The organism is Rhodococcus sp. NPDC127593, assembly GCF_042671975.1.
In the GTDB taxonomy this organism is placed as follows: domain Bacteria; phylum Actinomycetota; class Actinomycetes; order Mycobacteriales; family Mycobacteriaceae; genus Rhodococcus_F.
In genome coordinates, this window is the sequence record NZ_JBHXWI010000116.1 from 1 (window position 1) to 14324 (window position 14324).

Sequence of the window (14324 nt, forward strand, 5' to 3'; positions counted from 1 at the left end):
TTTTCGACCGCGGCTTCACCGCTCGGGTGCTGCGCCTCGGCCTGACGATTACGCAGGTCGGCGAGCTTTCCCGCCGTCGTGTGAATATCGGGCGTACTCGCCGACTCCGCCGCGCTCGGCTCCTGAACAGTGGTCATGACAGGTCAGCTTAACGAGAGCCGGCGAGCTTCTGCCAAGGGAGGTGGTCAGGCGGCGGGTTGCCCGGACCCGGCTACTGACCAGTACCTTTTCCTGCTCGTCCTAGGCTGTGGTGATGTGGACCGACCTGAACCGACCTCCTCTCAATGCCGACAATCTGCGCGCGGCGCTCGTCCGCGGTGACGACGACAGCGACACCCGCCGATTCTGGGCGCGGCTCGACGTGGTGCAGGAGACCGGGTCCACCAACGCCGATCTTCTCGCGCGGGCCGCGGCGTCGAACTGCGACCGGCACGTGCTGCTCGCGGAATTCCAGGGCAGCGGCCGCGGCCGCCACTCACGCGCCTGGGTGAGTCCGCCGCAGGCACAGATCGCGGTCTCCGCGCTCCTGACGATGCCGGGAATGAGCGTGGGCGACATGGGGTGGCTGCCGCTGCTGACCGGAGTCGCCGTCGTCGACGCGCTGCGTGCCGTCGCGAAGGTGCCCGCGGAGCTGAAGTGGCCCAACGATGTGCTGATCGACGGTCGAAAGGTCGCCGGGATCCTCGCCGAGGTGTCCGCCACCACACCGGATCCCGCGGTGGTCGTCGGGATCGGACTCAACGTCAGCCTTACGAGGGACGAACTTCCTGTGACACACGCGACGTCGCTCGTGCTCGAGGACGCCGAGGTCAGTGACCGCGACACTCTCGCGCGGGCGGTGCTCCGCGCGATCGCCGATCGCTGGCAGCAATGGCACGACTCCAACTGGGACGTCACCGAACTCGCCGCGGCCTACCGTGCCCGCTGCGGCACGCTCGGCCAGCGGGTGCGCGCCGAACTGCCCGGCGGGCGTGAACTGATCGGAATCGCAGCGGACGTCGATGCGGAGGGGCGGGTCGTGATCGCTCCCGACGGCCAATCCGGCACGATCGCCGTCTCCGCAGGTGACATCACACATTTACGCCCGGTGCACACCGAGTAGTGCGACACTGTGGTACATGAGTACCTCAATTCCGGAGTCCTCCGTCACCGCAGCCCGGCGCACGTTGACCGGCCTCACGGTGGTGCTCGGTCTGCTCACACTGGGTCTCGGCATCGCGGTGCTCGTATGGCCGCACGTGACGCTCACGGTGCTGGCCGTCCTGATCGCCATCCAGTTCTTCGGCTTCGGGATCGTCCAGATCATCCGGGCGTTCGCCGACGTCGAGGCCGGGGGAGCCGCACGGACCCTGGTGGGCGTATCCGGCGCCCTGGCAATACTTCTGGCGTTCCTCGTGCTGAGGAGTCCCCTCCAGACCGTCGTGATCATCGCGCTCGTCGTCGGTGCGTGGTGGGTGTTCCGGGGTGTCCTCGAAATCGTGGAAGGCGCCTCGGGTTCGGTCGCGGATCGCGGGCTGACCATCGTGCTCGGCGTGATCAGCGTCGTCGCCGGGGGCTTCGTGCTCCTGCAGCCCCAGCTGTCGCTCGAGGTGTTCGTGATCGTGGTCGGAGTGTGGATGGTGCTGTACGGCATCATCATCGTCATCACCCCGATAGTGCTCAGCCGCATGCGGTAGAGGCACACTCTTCGCATGGGATATCCGGAGGACGCCCTCGCCGAGGACGAGGAACTGCTGCTTCACCGTCATCCACACTGGAAGATGCTGCTGCTCCCCGCCGTCACCTTTCTACTGGCGACGGCAGTGGCGGGTTTCGCGGCGGGATTCGCCGAGAACAAACTGGACGGCTCCGCGCTGAACATCGTGCTCGTCGTCGTCCTCGTGGTGTGGCTGGGCCTCGTCGTATGGCGCTGTGTCGCGCCGTTTCTCAGCTGGAAGTTCACCCACTTCATCGTCACCGACCGTCGTGTCCTCATCCGCCAGGGTGTGATGACACACACAGGGATCGACATTCCGATGGGGCGCATCAGCAACGTCCAGTTCCGGCACGGCCTCCTCGACCGGATGCTCCGCACCGGAACGCTGGTCATCGTGTCGTCCTCCGACGATCCGCTGGAATTCGACGACATCCCCGACGTCCAGCGCGTCCACTCGCTGCTCTATCACCAGGTGTTCGACGCGATGGACCTCCACCGCGAACGGGAGCGAGACGACCCGCGCGGCGACGCCGACACCGGCAAAGGCTGGTAACCGGTCACAGCCGTCTCCGCACCTCCGTACGCTGTGGAGGTGACTGCTGTATTGCTTGCCGAAGATGACGAAGCCATTGCCGCCCCGCTGTCGCGGGCACTGGGCCGGGAGGGATACGACGTCACCATCGAGCAGACCGGCCCGGCAGCGCTGGAGCAGGCTCTCGACGGAGCGTACGACCTGTTGATCCTGGATCTCGGCCTCCCGGGGATGGACGGGCTCGAAGTGTGCAGGCAAGTGCGCGCCCACAGTTCGGAACTGGCGGTTCTCATGCTCACCGCGCGCACCGACGAGGTCGACTTCGTCGTCGGACTCGACGCGGGCGCCGACGACTACGTGGGCAAGCCGTTCCGGTTGGCGGAGCTGATGGCCCGGGTGCGCGCCCTGCTGCGCCGTCGCGGCGGCGGCGAGGATTCCGTCGTCGAGGTCGGGGGCATCCGGCTCGAACCGGCGGCCCGGAGAGTGCTCGTGAACGGAACCGAGATCGCCCTCGCCAACAAGGAGTACGAGCTTCTCCGGGTGCTGCTCGAACACGCGGGGCAGGTGGTGTCCCGCGACACCATCCTCGCGGAGGTATGGGGAGACGTGGAACTGCGCGGCTCGAAGACACTCGACATGCACATGTCGTGGCTTCGCCGGAAGATCGGTGACGAGGGGCCCGCCGCCGAGCGTCGCATCGCGACGGTCCGCGGCGTCGGCTTCCGCATCAACACCGACTAGGCGGGGTAGTGCGCCGCAGAATTCTCCAGTCGATCCTCGCAGTCGTGATCCTGACGGCGCTGCTGCTCGGTGTGCCGCTCATCTACACGGCGTGGTTGTGGGTCGAGGATTTCAACCGGAGCGATCTCCAGGTCCGGCTCGATCGGATGGCGACGGAGATCATCACCCAAGAGGGAATCAACGGCGTCGTCGAGGGAGATCTCGACACGAACTCTCTGCGTCTGCTGACGCCCGCCGGGGGTCGCCTGGTGGTGGTCTATCCGACCACCGACGATGGCGCCGCGCGAGTGGACATCGGCGAATCGTCCGTGCAGTCGCCGCTCGTGGAATCTCTCGCGATGGGCACGTCCGGTTCGCTCCGTCTCGAGGTGCCGTCCGACGAGATGCGCACCCAGCAACGGCAGGCGGTCGGTGCCGTCGCGTTGCTGGTGCTCGTGTCCATCGCGGCAGGCACCGTGGTCGCCTACGTCACGGCGAAGCGGCTCGCCGATCCACTGCGGGACGTCGCCAACCGGGCGGCCCGGCTCGCGGAGGGCGACTTCCGGCCGGACGTGCGACGTCACGGCATCCCCGAACTCGACCGTGTCTCCGACGTCCTGGATTCCGCGACCGTCGAGATCGCGGGACGGCTGCAGCGCGAACACGCACTCGTCGCGGACGTCTCCCACCAGCTCCGCAGCCGCCTCACGGCCGTCCGACTCCGGCTCGACGAACTGTCCGTGCACTCGGATCCCGCGGTCGTGGTCGAGGCCGACGAGGCGATGGCGCAGGTGGACCGATTGACCGTCGCGATCGACGAACTGGTCCGCTCGTCGCGCAGCAGCGGCACCGAGACCCAGGTGTCGGTGATCCGGGAGCTCAGTGTGGTCATCGCGGACTGGAAGCGGCCGTTCGAGGACGCCGACCGCGAGTTGACGCTGCGCGGAGACACGAACGTGATGGCCTCGACCACCGGTTCCCGGCTCCGCGAGGCCGTCGCGGTGCTCGTCGACAACGCGCTCATGCACGGGGCGGGGACGTGCACCGTCGCTGTGCGCCTGATCCAGGGTCAGAATCTCAGGACGCCCGGCGAGGAGACGTCGCCCCGCGAGGCCATGGTGTGCGTCGAGGTGTCGGACGAGGGAGTGGGGGTCAGCAACGATCTCGCGCCGCACATCTTCGACCGAGGTTTCTCGGGGGCCGGTTCGACCGGTGTGGGTCTGGCGCTGGCCCGTGCACTCATCGAGGCGGACGGCGGCCGGCTGGAACTGCAGCGACGACGTCCGGCCCTGTTCGCGATCTTCGTGCCCATCGCGCGCGAACACGTGCCGACGCGGGTTACCGGGATCCGGGAACCGCGCTGACGATCAGGAGTGGCCGAACTCTTCCTCGACGGCCTCGTCGACGAGGTCCGGATCGATGATGTGCACGTTCTCGTCGGGGAACGCGAACCGGCGGAGGGCCCAGAAGCGGAACACCATCTGCAGCAGGTTTCCGATGATGTAGTTGAGCACGAAGTCGACGATCACCAGCGTGGTCAGGTTCTCCTGGCTGGCGCGGATGTCGAACACATTGTTGGCGATCCACAGGGGCGCGGCGGCGAGGAGCACGCCGATCCCGCTGATCGTGAAGAACAGCAGGGCCTCGTGGTGACGTTCACGTCCGCCGCGGTTCTTGAACGACCATTCGCGGTTGAGAATGTAACTCAGGACCGTCGCGAGAATTCCGGACAGAACCTTTGCGACTACAGGCTTCTCTTCGAGGATCGTCAGGCTCAGCGAATAGAAGATCGCGAGGTCGAAGATCATGGTGGTGCCGCCCACAATCGCGAACTTGATCAGTTCGTGATGCTGCAACGCGAGAGCCCGAAAAGGCTGGGGAACGCGTGCTAGGACGCCGTCGACAAATGACACAACGGATGAGTTTACGAAAGTCCGACCGGATACCACCAATTGGCGGCGAGATCATCAGGAGAATCACAGAAACTGCGGACCGGCACCTCGGCGGCGGAACCCCGCGCCGGACGTGACAAACTAGTGACCCGTGACCGGCAACTCTGACTCCACACCGCGTCCCACGACACCCCGCGATCTGACCGCCGGGCAACCTGTCGTGACGATGATCGGTGGCGGCCAACTCGCGCGGATGACCCACCAGGCCGCGATTGCGCTCGGCCAGACACTGCGGGTGCTCTCCGGCACCGCCGACGAACCCGCGGCGCAGGTGAGCCCCGACGTCGTCCTCGGCAGCCACACCGACCTCGACGCGCTCCGCAGGGCCGCGGTCGGGTCGCACGCCCTGACCTTCGACCACGAGCACGTGCCCACCGAGCACCTCGACGTCCTGGTCGCCGAGGGCGTCAACGTGCAGCCGCCGCCGACGGCGCTCATCTACGCGCAGGACAAGCTGGCGATGCGCCGCAAGCTCGCCGAACTCGGCGCACCGATCCCGGCGTACGCCGAGGTGACCTGGGCCGAGGACCTCGTCAAGTTCGGCGCCGAACACGGATGGCCGGTCGTGATCAAGGCCGTCCGCGGCGGATACGACGGTCGCGGCGTGTGGATCACCGACGATTCCGACGAAGCCGAGCGCATCGTCACCCGGCAACTCGACAAGGGTGTCTCCCTCATCGTCGAGGAGAAGGTCGAGATGCGGCGTGAGCTGTCCGCGATGGTGGCGCGGTCACCGTTCGGCCAGGGCGCCACGTGGCCCGTCGTGGAGACGGTGCAACGCCACGGACAGTGCGCCGTGGTCCTCGCCCCCGCCCCCGCACTGCCGGACTCGGTCGCCGAGGCCGCCGAGGAACTGGCGCTCCGCATCGCGTCCGAGCTCGGTGTGGTCGGCGCGATGGCCGTCGAACTGTTCGAGACCACCGACGGCCGGCTCGTCGTCAACGAACTCGCGATGCGCCCCCACAACTCCGGCCACTGGACCATGGACGGTGCCCGCACCTCACAGTTCGAGCAGCACCTGCGCGCCGTCCTCGACTACCCGCTCGGCGACACCGCACCGCTCGCGCCGATCACGGTGATGGCGAACGTGCTCGGCGCGCCGACGGCCCCCCAGATGAGCATGGACGAACGCGTCCACCACCTCTTCGCCCGGATGCCCGACGCGAAGATTCACCTGTACGGCAAGGGTGAACGTGAGGACCGGAAGATCGGCCACGTGAACATCGTCGGCGGACCCGGATCGATCGACGACCCGGAATACGTGGCACGGGTCCGCGAGCGCGCCGAGCGCGCCGCGCACTGGCTCTCGCACGCTGAATGGACCGACGGATGGGATGTACACGGTGAGTGACACGGCAGCACGGCAGGGCGCACAGGTCGGGCTCATCATGGGCAGCGACTCCGACTGGCCCACCATGGAGGCCGCCGCCGAGGCGCTCGCCGAGTTCGGGGTGCGTTTCGAGGTCGGTGTCGTGTCCGCACACCGCACACCGCAGCGCATGCTCGACTACGCGAAGGACGCGGCCGGCCGCGGCATCCAGGTGATCATCGCCGGCGCCGGGGGCGCCGCACACCTGCCGGGCATGGTCGCGTCGGCCACCCCACTGCCCGTCATCGGTGTGCCCGTCCCGCTGAAGTACCTCGACGGCATGGACTCGCTGCTCTCGATCGTGCAGATGCCCGCAGGCGTCCCCGTCGCGACCGTGTCCATCGGCGGCGCCCGCAACGCGGGCCTGCTCGCCGTCCGCATCCTCGGCGCCTCCGACCCCGCCCTGCAGCAGCAGATGGTCGCGTTCCAGGACGGGCTCGAGAAGATGGTCCTGGACAAGGACAAGGCACTCCGCGACAAGCTGCTGGGCTGACTGAGTCGAACTGAGCCGCCACTCTTCGCCGCTCCGGGGCCGAATCAGCCCTCGGGGAGCAAGGAGTGGCGGCTCAGTTCACCTCCGGCGCCGACCGCGACGCCGTCGACGTACCGCATCGATGATCTCGCCGGCGATCACATCGGGATGCGCCAACACGTCGTAGGCAGCGAAGCGGAGCACCATCCACCCCTCACGGACGAGCAAGTTCTGACGCCGTCGGTCGTTCCGGAACACGTCGGGCTCGCTATGGAACTCGCGGCCGTCGACCTCGACGACGATCCGCGCCTGCTCGTCGGCGAAATCACCCACGTACGGACCGATCGGGTGGTTGGCCTCGAGCGGGAAACCGCGAAGGCTGAGCTCGCGACCGAGCACCCGCTCGGGTTCCGATGCAGCTCGGAGGGCAGCGTGGCGTAACAGCCGTCGTGCCGCGGGCGCACCGTGCCGACCGTGGTGAGCGGCGCAGAGGTCACGGAATTCGTGCGGATCGACGCTCCGGCCGAGTTCGCTGTCGACGAGGGACGCCACGTCTCCTTCGGGCATGACGACTGCACAATCGAAGAGCGCTTGGGCGGGCGACACCGCCGGAAGAAGGGACACCATCGACACCGAGTGCGGTGCGAGGTCGCGGCGGTACAGCCGAAGCCAGTCCGGCGGCGTGACGCGCAGCCCCCGGGGAATCGTCGCCTCGACGACCGCCGGCTCGGGCAACCAGCCGTAGAGCCAGGCCGCGGTGCGGTGGCTCAGGACCGCAGCCGGCCGCCACGCCGACACGGCGGCACACCGGACGTACGTGTCGGGTTCGACGAGGGAGTACACCGTGGGCAGCACGCGGTGGTAGCTGCCACTTCGGCACCGGGCGGCGATGGTGCTGCGGGGGATTCCGGCGTCGGTCAGTTCCTTCAGGGTACGAATGCGTGCGGTCATGAACGACAGCATCGTGGCGAGCGCCTCATCCCTGCCGCACGCGACCTGGCACTTCAGGTTGGTCTGTGGATGGGCGTGAAGTTGTGGATGAACGTCGCCCCGAGCGCTTATCCTGCGCCTGTGAAACGCAGCCGCGGTGTGCCGATGATCCGAGCGTCGCGGGGGAATCCCCAGTCCGCCGCGATCACACGGCTCGCGTTGGCGTATGCCCGGCTGTGGGGCGCCCGCATCACCTTCGACGCCGAGTTCGGCATCTTCGTGTGCCGCGGGATGCGGGGTGGGTACGCGCGCGGCGGGACGACGATCGGCGGCGTGTTCCTCACCGGCCGGGAACCGGCGAGATCGCTCGTGCGACATGAAGCGGTCCACGCCGACCAATGGGCTAGGTACGGCTGGACCTTCGCGCTGCGGTACCTGTTCGAGGAGTTGCGGCACCGCGGCGCCCGGAACAGGTTCGAGATCGCCGCGGGCCTCGCGGACGGCGGCTACCGGGACAGCTGACGGGTGATCTTCTCGGTGTCCACGCGCCTCGACCGGGCTGCGGCGTCGGCGTTGGTGACCTGCACGAGTGACGCGCCGGTCGCGAAGACGGCCACCAGACCGGCGATCAGGGCGTCGGGGGAGTCCCATGCCTCTTCGGACAACACCCGGTCGGTGGCGGTGATCCCCTGCGATTCGGCGGAGGCGAGCGCTGCGGCGAGAACGTCGTCGACGCTCTTGCCCGCCAGTGCGGGTCCGGCGACCGTCGGCCGGAACTGGTCGCCGTGGACGCGTACGGACGTGGCGTAGTCGGTGATGCCGACGGGAAGGTCGGGAACGGGCCTGCCGAACGCGTCCAGCGACAGCGCCGCGACCTCGGGTACGTCCTCGACGTCGGCGAGGTGCTGGGCCGAGACGAGTGCGACGGCGGCTTCCCCATCGGCTTCGAGGACGACTTCGGCGCCGGCCCACCATGCGCCGAGCAGAACCGCGGCGGTCTGCCAGTGCGCGGGAAGGAGCACCACGACGCGGGTGCCGGGCTCGACGGCGAACTCGTCACGCAGCAGGTTGGCGGTCTTGGCGGCCCAGTTGGCGAGGGTGAGGGCCGAAAGTTCGACTCGTTCGCCGGTCGCGTCGTCGTAGAACGTGACGCGCGGGCCGGCCGGGTCGTTCTTCAGGATGGGGTCGAGCAGGGCGTCGGTCAGCGTGCGGGACGCATGGTTCATGGACACGATCCGTCTCTCGTTTTCTAATTCACACAACGCGGGCCCGACGAGCCGGCATCGATGGGCGGGCCGGGCGGTGCCGGGGTGGGGGTCGTTCCGGCGGTGGACACGGGCTCGAGGCCGGTCTCCGAGGACTCGGACGACGTGGTGGTGCCGGTGGTCTCGGCGGACGTCGGCCCCCGGTAGTCACTCGCCAGCACTACCCGCACCGAGCCTTCGGGCAGTGTCGCGTCGGTGTCGGTGGGGAGCCCGCCGAGTGCGGCCGCAACAGCCTTCGCGCTGTCGTCGTCCGCGGAGTGCGCGAAGACGGTGGTCTCGCTCACCGATCGGCCGGTGTAGTTGCCGACCTCACCTTGGCCGTAGCCGAGCGAGTTCAGGGCGTCGGCGACGCCGTTCGCGAGGCCCCCGACGTCGCTGGCATTCGCGACGTCGACGGTGACGGTCGAGGTGTCGATCTTGGGTGTCTCGGACGTGGTGGGTTCCTCCGAGTCGGTGGGCGCCTCGCCGACCAGACCGGCCACGTACTTCTTCACGTCCTTCGGCTTGACCTCGACGATGGACTCGCCGTAGTCCGTCATGCCGTTGAGATCCGTCACCGGAATGGTCTCGAACTGCACTTTGCCGCCGGCGAGGTCCTGCAGTTGGGTGGCGAATTCGATGATGTCCCAGTCGTCGTCGAGCACCACCGAGCGTTGCACGGCGCCGCTGAGTTCGTTCAGCTTGCCCGGGTCGCTGAGGGTCTTCGCGGACAGCACCTTGCCGACGAGCGAGGCCATGAACACTTGCTGACGCACGATGCGGTCGAGGTCTCCGCGCGGGAGGTCGTGGCGCTGGCGGACGAAGCTCAGTGCGTCCGCACCCTTCAACGTCTGCTCCCCGGCGGGGAAGTGCGCGCCGGACATGTCCTCGTCCACCGGTTCGTTGAGGCAGACGTCGACGCCGCCGACCGCGTTGGTGAGGAGGACGAACCCGAGCAGCCCGACCTCGGCGTAGTGGTCGACGGTAATTCCCGTGAGATCGGCCACCGATTCGATGAGCGCCTCGCGGCCTGCCTTCGTGGACTCCTCCTCGGCTTCCTTGTCGGTGGCGCCGTCCTCGACGAGTTTGAGCCGCTCGGTCTCCTTGGTGGCGCCGTACGCGGCGTTGATCTTCGACATACCGATGCCCGGCACGTCGACGTAGGAGTCGCGGGGGATCGAGATGGCGGTGGCGGAGCTCCCGTCGTTGGGAACGCGGATGAGGACGATGGTGTCGGTGTTGGACGCCACTTCCTCGCCGGCCCGCAGCGAGTCGAGTTCTTCCTGGGAGAGGGGGTTGCCGTGGGCGTCGGTGCGGCTGTCGGTGCCGACCATGAGGATGTCGACGGCGCCGTCGGCGCTTCCGCCGAGTCCCAGACCGCCCGCGGTTGCCAGATTGTTGCGCAGCGAGTCGATACTCCGCCAGGCGAATCCCGTCACGACGAGGGCGAGCACCGACAGCACCGCCACAGCGATGTGAATCGGCCGCCGAGCCGTGCTCGGGGGTGCGTCTGGTGCGGGTTGCTCGTGTGACACGGAAACCAGGCTACTGGTCGACGCGCCGGGAGCAGGGAGGCATCGATCGGCGTGCCAGACTGACCCCCGTGACGAACATCCTTGTGACCGGCGCCCGGGGGCAGCTGGGTGGGCATCTCCTCCGACGAGCCGAGGCGACCGGAATTCCGGCCCGGGGTGTGGGGTCGGACGAGCTCGACATCACCGATCCGGACGCGGTGAATGCGCAGGTCGAGGGCGGATCGGTGGTGATCAACTGCGCCGCGTACACGGCGGTCGACGCTGCGGAGTCGGACGAGGACACCGCTCGGGCAGTGAACGAGGCGGGGCCGGCGAACCTGGCGGCGGCGTGCGCCCGCGCGGGTGCCCGGCTGATCCACGTCTCCACCGACTACGTCTTTGCCGGGCAGGGCGACACGCCGTACGAGGTGGACGCCCCGACCGGTCCGGCGACCGCCTACGGACGCACCAAACTCGCCGGCGAACGCGCCGTTCACGCGGCGCTTCCGTCCGCCCACGTCGTGCGCACCGCATGGGTCTACACGGGGGTGGGCTCCGACTTCGTCTCCACCATGCTCCGGCTCGAGCGTGAACGTGACACGGTCGACGTCGTGGACGATCAGGTGGGTTCGCCCACATTCGCCGGTGATCTGGCCGACGCGCTGCTCGAACTCGCCGGTCGCAGCGACGTCGACGCGCCGGTGCTCCACGCCACCAACTCGGGCCGGGCGAGTTGGTTCGACCTCGCGCGCGCCGTGTTCGAAGAAGCAGGCGCGGACCCGCAGCGTGTGCGGCCGTGCACGAGCGCGCAGTTCGTGCGACCCGCCCCGCGACCGGCCTTCTCGGTGTTGTCCGGGCGCGCGTGGGCCGACGCCGGGCTGACCCCGTTGCGGCCGTGGCGAGACGCGTTGCATGCGGCTGTGCGTGCAGCGGTGTGAGGCGGACCCTCTTTCAACGGCTACGCTTGCCCGCGTGAGTTCGAAGCTGGCCGTGGTGACGGTGACCTTTTCGCCAGGTGAGCATCTGGAGCAATTCCTGGGCACTCTCGCCGAGGCGACGAAAGAAGATCCGCAGGTCGTGATGGCCGACAACGGATCGACGGACGGCGCCCCCGAGGCCGCGGACGCGGCGCACGACCACGTGCGCCTGCTGCGCACCGGCGGGAACATCGGCTACGGCGGCGCCATCAACAGGGCTGTGGCCGAGATCGACGAGAAGATCGAGTTCGTCGTCATCGCCAATCCGGATGTTCGCTGGGCGCCCGGATCGATCGACGTACTTCTTGCGGCCGCCGAGCGCTGGCCGCGTGCGGGGGCGCTCGGACCTCTCGTTCTGGAACCCGACGGGAGCATCTACCCGTCGGCGCGCCAGGTGCCCGACCTCGTGTCGGGGGCCGGGCACGCGATTCTGGGCACGGTATGGCCCTCCAACCCGTGGACTGCCGGCTACCGCCAGGAGAACGAGATCGTGAGTGAGCGCTCGGTCGGCTGGTTGTCCGGTTCGTGCCTGCTGATGCGGCGCGCGGCCTTCGACTCGATCAACGGCTTCGATTCCCGCTACTTCATGTACATGGAGGACGTCGACCTCGGCGACCGCCTGGGCAAGGCAGGGTGGCTCAATGTGTATGTGCCCTCCGCCGAGGTCACCCACGCGAAGGGGCACGCCGCGGGCAAACATCCGGAACTGATGCTGCCCGCTCACCATCAGAGCGCGTACCGGTTCCAGGCCGATCGTCATCCCCACTGGTGGCAGGCGCCGCTGAGATGGGCACTTCGGGGAGGATTGGCAGTGCGGTCGAAGATCGCCGTGGCTTCCGCAGTCCGGGAACGACGCACGAACCAGAACGAGGGGGGAACTACTCATGGCAATTGAGAAGACGACCGATGCAGTGGTGCTGGTCGGCGGTCAGGGAACGAGGCTTCGCCCGCTGACCCTGTCGGCGCCCAAGCCCATGCTGCCGACGGCGGGTCTGCCGTTCCTCCAGCATCTGCTGGCGCGGATCGGGGCGGCCGGGATCACGCACGTGGTTCTCGGCACGTCCTTCAAGGCGGAGGTCTTCGAGGAGTACTTCGGCGACGGCTCCAAGCTCGGTCTCGAGATCGACTACGTCACCGAGACCGAACCGCTCGGCACCGGCGGCGGCATCCGCAACGTTCTGCCGAAGCTGCGCGGTGACCACGCCATGGTCTTCAACGGCGACGTCCTCGGCGGCACGGACCTGGGTGCGATCCTCGACACCCACCGGAACCGGGACGCCGACGTCACCCTTCACCTCGTGCGGGTGGGGGATCCGCGGGCGTTCGGCTGCGTGCCCACCGACGCCGACGGCCGGGTCACCGCCTTCCTCGAGAAGACGCAGGACCCGCCGACCGACCAGATCAACGCAGGCTGCTACGTCTTCAAGCGCGAGATCATCGAACGGATCCCCGAGGGACGCCCGGTGTCGGTGGAGCGCGAGGTGTTCCCGTCGCTGCTGGCCGAGGACGCCCGCGTCTACGGATACGTCGACTCCTCGTACTGGCGCGACATGGGCACCCCCGAGGACTTCGTGCGCGGTTCCGCGGACCTGGTGCGCGGCATCGCTCCGTCGCCTGCGCTCGACGGGCCCCGCGGCGAATCGCTCGTCCACCCGGGTGCGGGTGTCGCCCCGGGCGCGCTGCTGATCGGCGGAACCGTCGTCGGCCGCGGCGCCGAGGTGGGCGCGGGCGCACGACTCGACGGCGCGGTGCTGTTCGACGGCGCCGTGGTCGAGGCCGGAGCGACCGTCGAACGGTCCATCATCGGTTTCGGCGCGCGCATCGGGCCGCGAGCGCTGGTGCGTGACGCGGTGATCGGTGACGGAGCCGACATCGGCGCCCGGTGCGAACTCCTGCGCGGGGCCCGCGTGTGGCCGGGCGTGACGTTGCCCGACGGCGGGATCCGGTTCAGCACGGACGTGTGAGAGGTCAAGCGCCCCTAGCGCAGTCCGGCCAGGTGCACAAGCTGGTCGATCGTGGACTTCTCCGCGTTCGGCGGCAGTGCGTCCACCGGCCACCAGCGGAGATCCGTCGATTCGGAGCTGCGCACGATGTGGGCGCCCGGACGCGCGCGGACGAGGAACCGGAGGTCCAGGTGCCGGGTGGGTTGTCCGAGTGAGCACGTGATCGGGTGGGTGTGCGCCGACAGCAGGTCGGGATCGATCCGGAGGTCGGGAATTCCCGATTCCTCGCACGCCTCCCGTAGCGCGGCGTCGACGACGGTCTCGTCGGAGGGCTCGCAGTGCCCGCCCAATTGGATCCACCGGCCGACCCGGGGATGCAGGGTCAGAAGCACGTGACATCCCCCCTCGTCCAGGACGAGGGAGGACGCCGTGATGTGCCCGGGTACGTGCTCACGCAGGCACCCGAGCGGCGCCGACGCGAGGAACGCGAGCATGGTGTGCCGCAACGATTCGTCGTTCTCGTCGAGCGTTTTCCAACCCTCGAGCGCGGCGGTCGCGGTGCGGTGTAGTGATTCGGCGCTCATTGCGCTCAGGTCATCTCTCGATCAGGGCGTCGCCGGGGTCGGCGGCGTGTCGGGGTGTGAGTGGTTCGAGGGGGTGGCCGACGGCGATCGCTCCGAGCGGTTGCCAGTCGGCGGGCAGCTCGAGGGTACTGCGGACGATGTCGGCGGCGAAGATCGTCGAGCCGATCCAGCAGCTGCCGATTCCCTTGGTGGCCAACGACACCAGCAGCCCCTGCACCGCCGCACCGACCGCGACGGTGAACATCGTCGCCTCCGCCGCCCGCCGGCGCTCATCGGGGTAGGTGTGGGCGCCGTCGGGGACGCAGAACGGGATGATCACCTCCGGCGCGTCGAACAGGATGTTCCCGCGGGCCACCCGCGCCGCCACCGCCTCGGCACCCCTCCCGTCGGC

17 protein-coding genes are annotated in these 14324 nt (G+C 68.5%); 11 read left to right on the forward strand and 6 right to left on the reverse strand.

The genetic code is table 11. The features are described from left to right. The first annotated feature begins 253 nt into the window (after positions 1-253). The 5 genes from ACFVJ3_RS47825 to ACFVJ3_RS47845 are packed head-to-tail and all read left to right on the forward strand — an operon-like array spanning position 254 to position 4312. Positions 254-1102, forward strand: coding sequence for a biotin--[acetyl-CoA-carboxylase] ligase (locus ACFVJ3_RS47825; RefSeq protein WP_378458751.1), 849 nt, complete (start codon positions 254-256; stop codon positions 1100-1102). A gap of 16 nt (positions 1103-1118) precedes the next feature. Beyond that, complete coding sequence (locus tag ACFVJ3_RS47830; RefSeq protein WP_378458752.1) at positions 1119-1676, forward strand: HdeD family acid-resistance protein; 558 nt, start codon at positions 1119-1121, stop codon at positions 1674-1676. A gap of 15 nt (positions 1677-1691) precedes the next feature. Then, the gene (locus ACFVJ3_RS47835; RefSeq protein WP_378458753.1) at positions 1692-2249 is read left to right on the forward strand and encodes a PH domain-containing protein; all 558 of its coding nucleotides are present in this window, start codon (positions 1692-1694) and stop codon (positions 2247-2249) included. Between the two features lie 39 nt (positions 2250-2288). Next, positions 2289-2969: a response regulator transcription factor gene (locus tag ACFVJ3_RS47840; RefSeq protein WP_025432276.1), complete on the forward strand. Its 681-nt coding sequence runs from the start codon at positions 2289-2291 to the stop codon at positions 2967-2969. A gap of 8 nt (positions 2970-2977) precedes the next feature. Next, a complete protein-coding gene (locus tag ACFVJ3_RS47845) occupies positions 2978-4312 on the forward strand; it encodes an ATP-binding protein (protein WP_378458754.1) in 1335 nt (444 codons plus the stop codon). Positions 4313-4315: 3 nt separating this feature from the next. Here the strand turns inward: ACFVJ3_RS47845 and ACFVJ3_RS47850 are convergent, their stop codons facing one another. Next, entirely contained in the window at positions 4316-4861 is a 546-nt protein-coding gene (locus tag ACFVJ3_RS47850) for a GtrA family protein (RefSeq protein WP_378458755.1), read from the reverse strand. Between the two features lie 130 nt (positions 4862-4991). Here ACFVJ3_RS47850 and ACFVJ3_RS47855 point away from each other — a divergent pair, with 130 nt between their 5' ends. Then, positions 4992-6251 (forward strand): 5-(carboxyamino)imidazole ribonucleotide synthase, encoded by a 1260-nt coding sequence (locus ACFVJ3_RS47855; RefSeq protein ID WP_378458756.1) that lies wholly within the window; start codon positions 4992-4994, stop codon positions 6249-6251. Beyond that, complete coding sequence (gene purE, locus ACFVJ3_RS47860; protein ID WP_005563291.1) at positions 6235-6762, forward strand: 5-(carboxyamino)imidazole ribonucleotide mutase; 528 nt, start codon at positions 6235-6237, stop codon at positions 6760-6762. Before ACFVJ3_RS47855 ends, purE begins: the two co-directional genes overlap by 17 nt. A 78-nt stretch (positions 6763-6840) precedes the next feature. On the opposite strand, the gene ACFVJ3_RS47865 is transcribed toward purE, so the two are convergent. Further along, positions 6841-7692, reverse strand: a complete 852-nt coding sequence (locus tag ACFVJ3_RS47865) for a DUF559 domain-containing protein (RefSeq protein ID WP_378458757.1) — start codon at positions 7690-7692, stop codon at positions 6841-6843. Positions 7693-7779: 87 nt separating this feature from the next. Here ACFVJ3_RS47865 and ACFVJ3_RS47870 point away from each other — a divergent pair, with 87 nt between their 5' ends. Continuing rightward, a complete protein-coding gene (locus tag ACFVJ3_RS47870; protein ID WP_378458762.1) occupies positions 7780-8193 on the forward strand; it encodes a hypothetical protein in 414 nt (137 codons plus the stop codon). On the opposite strand, the gene ACFVJ3_RS47875 is transcribed toward ACFVJ3_RS47870, so the two are convergent. Both ACFVJ3_RS47875 and ACFVJ3_RS47880 read right to left on the reverse strand, forming a co-directional pair. Then, positions 8178-8897: a TIGR03089 family protein gene (locus tag ACFVJ3_RS47875; protein WP_378458763.1), complete on the reverse strand. Its 720-nt coding sequence runs from the start codon at positions 8895-8897 to the stop codon at positions 8178-8180. The genes ACFVJ3_RS47870 and ACFVJ3_RS47875 overlap by 16 nt on opposite strands. Before the next feature lie 23 nt (positions 8898-8920). After that, positions 8921-10384, reverse strand: a complete 1464-nt coding sequence (locus ACFVJ3_RS47880; RefSeq protein ID WP_378458764.1) for an LCP family protein — start codon at positions 10382-10384, stop codon at positions 8921-8923. A gap of 134 nt (positions 10385-10518) precedes the next feature. On the opposite strand from ACFVJ3_RS47880, the gene rfbD reads away from it, so the two are divergent. Genes rfbD through ACFVJ3_RS47895 form a run of 3 tightly spaced genes read left to right on the forward strand, consistent with a single transcriptional unit; the run spans position 10519 to position 13370 of the window. Further along, complete coding sequence (rfbD, locus tag ACFVJ3_RS47885) at positions 10519-11367, forward strand: dTDP-4-dehydrorhamnose reductase (RefSeq protein ID WP_378458758.1); 849 nt, start codon at positions 10519-10521, stop codon at positions 11365-11367. Between the two features lie 34 nt (positions 11368-11401). Further along, positions 11402-12301, forward strand: coding sequence for a glycosyltransferase family 2 protein (locus tag ACFVJ3_RS47890; protein ID WP_378458759.1), 900 nt, complete (start codon positions 11402-11404; stop codon positions 12299-12301). After that, positions 12291-13370 (forward strand): sugar phosphate nucleotidyltransferase, encoded by a 1080-nt coding sequence (locus ACFVJ3_RS47895; protein WP_378458760.1) that lies wholly within the window; start codon positions 12291-12293, stop codon positions 13368-13370. Before ACFVJ3_RS47890 ends, ACFVJ3_RS47895 begins: the two co-directional genes overlap by 11 nt. A 14-nt stretch (positions 13371-13384) precedes the next feature. Here ACFVJ3_RS47895 and ACFVJ3_RS47900 read toward each other — a convergent pair whose 3' ends face one another. Together ACFVJ3_RS47900 and ACFVJ3_RS47905 are read right to left on the reverse strand one after the other, a co-directional pair. Further along, positions 13385-13933 (reverse strand): NUDIX hydrolase, encoded by a 549-nt coding sequence (locus ACFVJ3_RS47900; protein ID WP_037245087.1) that lies wholly within the window; start codon positions 13931-13933, stop codon positions 13385-13387. A 10-nt stretch (positions 13934-13943) separates the two neighbouring features. After that, on the reverse strand, positions 13944-14324 hold a 381-nt coding region (locus ACFVJ3_RS47905), incomplete at its 5' end, for a nitroreductase family protein (RefSeq protein WP_378458761.1).

Excerpts from the sequence above, each read along its gene's own strand:
- ACFVJ3_RS47900 (WP_037245087.1), bottom strand. The coding sequence starts at position 13,933 with ATGAGCGCCGAATCACTACACCGCACCGCGACCGCCGCGCTCGAGGGT.
- ACFVJ3_RS47875 (WP_378458763.1), bottom strand. The coding sequence starts at position 8,897 with ATGAACCATGCGTCCCGCACGCTGACCGACGCCCTGCTCGACCCCATC.
- ACFVJ3_RS47825 (WP_378458751.1), top strand. The coding sequence starts at position 254 with ATGTGGACCGACCTGAACCGACCTCCTCTCAATGCCGACAATCTGCGC.
- ACFVJ3_RS47895 (WP_378458760.1), top strand. The coding sequence starts at position 12,291 with ATGGCAATTGAGAAGACGACCGATGCAGTGGTGCTGGTCGGCGGTCAG.
- ACFVJ3_RS47870 (WP_378458762.1), top strand. The coding sequence starts at position 7,780 with ATGAACGTCGCCCCGAGCGCTTATCCTGCGCCTGTGAAACGCAGCCGC.
- ACFVJ3_RS47865 (WP_378458757.1), bottom strand. The coding sequence starts at position 7,692 with ATGACCGCACGCATTCGTACCCTGAAGGAACTGACCGACGCCGGAATC.
- ACFVJ3_RS47830 (WP_378458752.1), top strand. The coding sequence starts at position 1,119 with ATGAGTACCTCAATTCCGGAGTCCTCCGTCACCGCAGCCCGGCGCACG.
- ACFVJ3_RS47835 (WP_378458753.1), top strand. The coding sequence starts at position 1,692 with ATGGGATATCCGGAGGACGCCCTCGCCGAGGACGAGGAACTGCTGCTT.
- purE (WP_005563291.1), top strand. The coding sequence starts at position 6,235 with ATGTACACGGTGAGTGACACGGCAGCACGGCAGGGCGCACAGGTCGGG.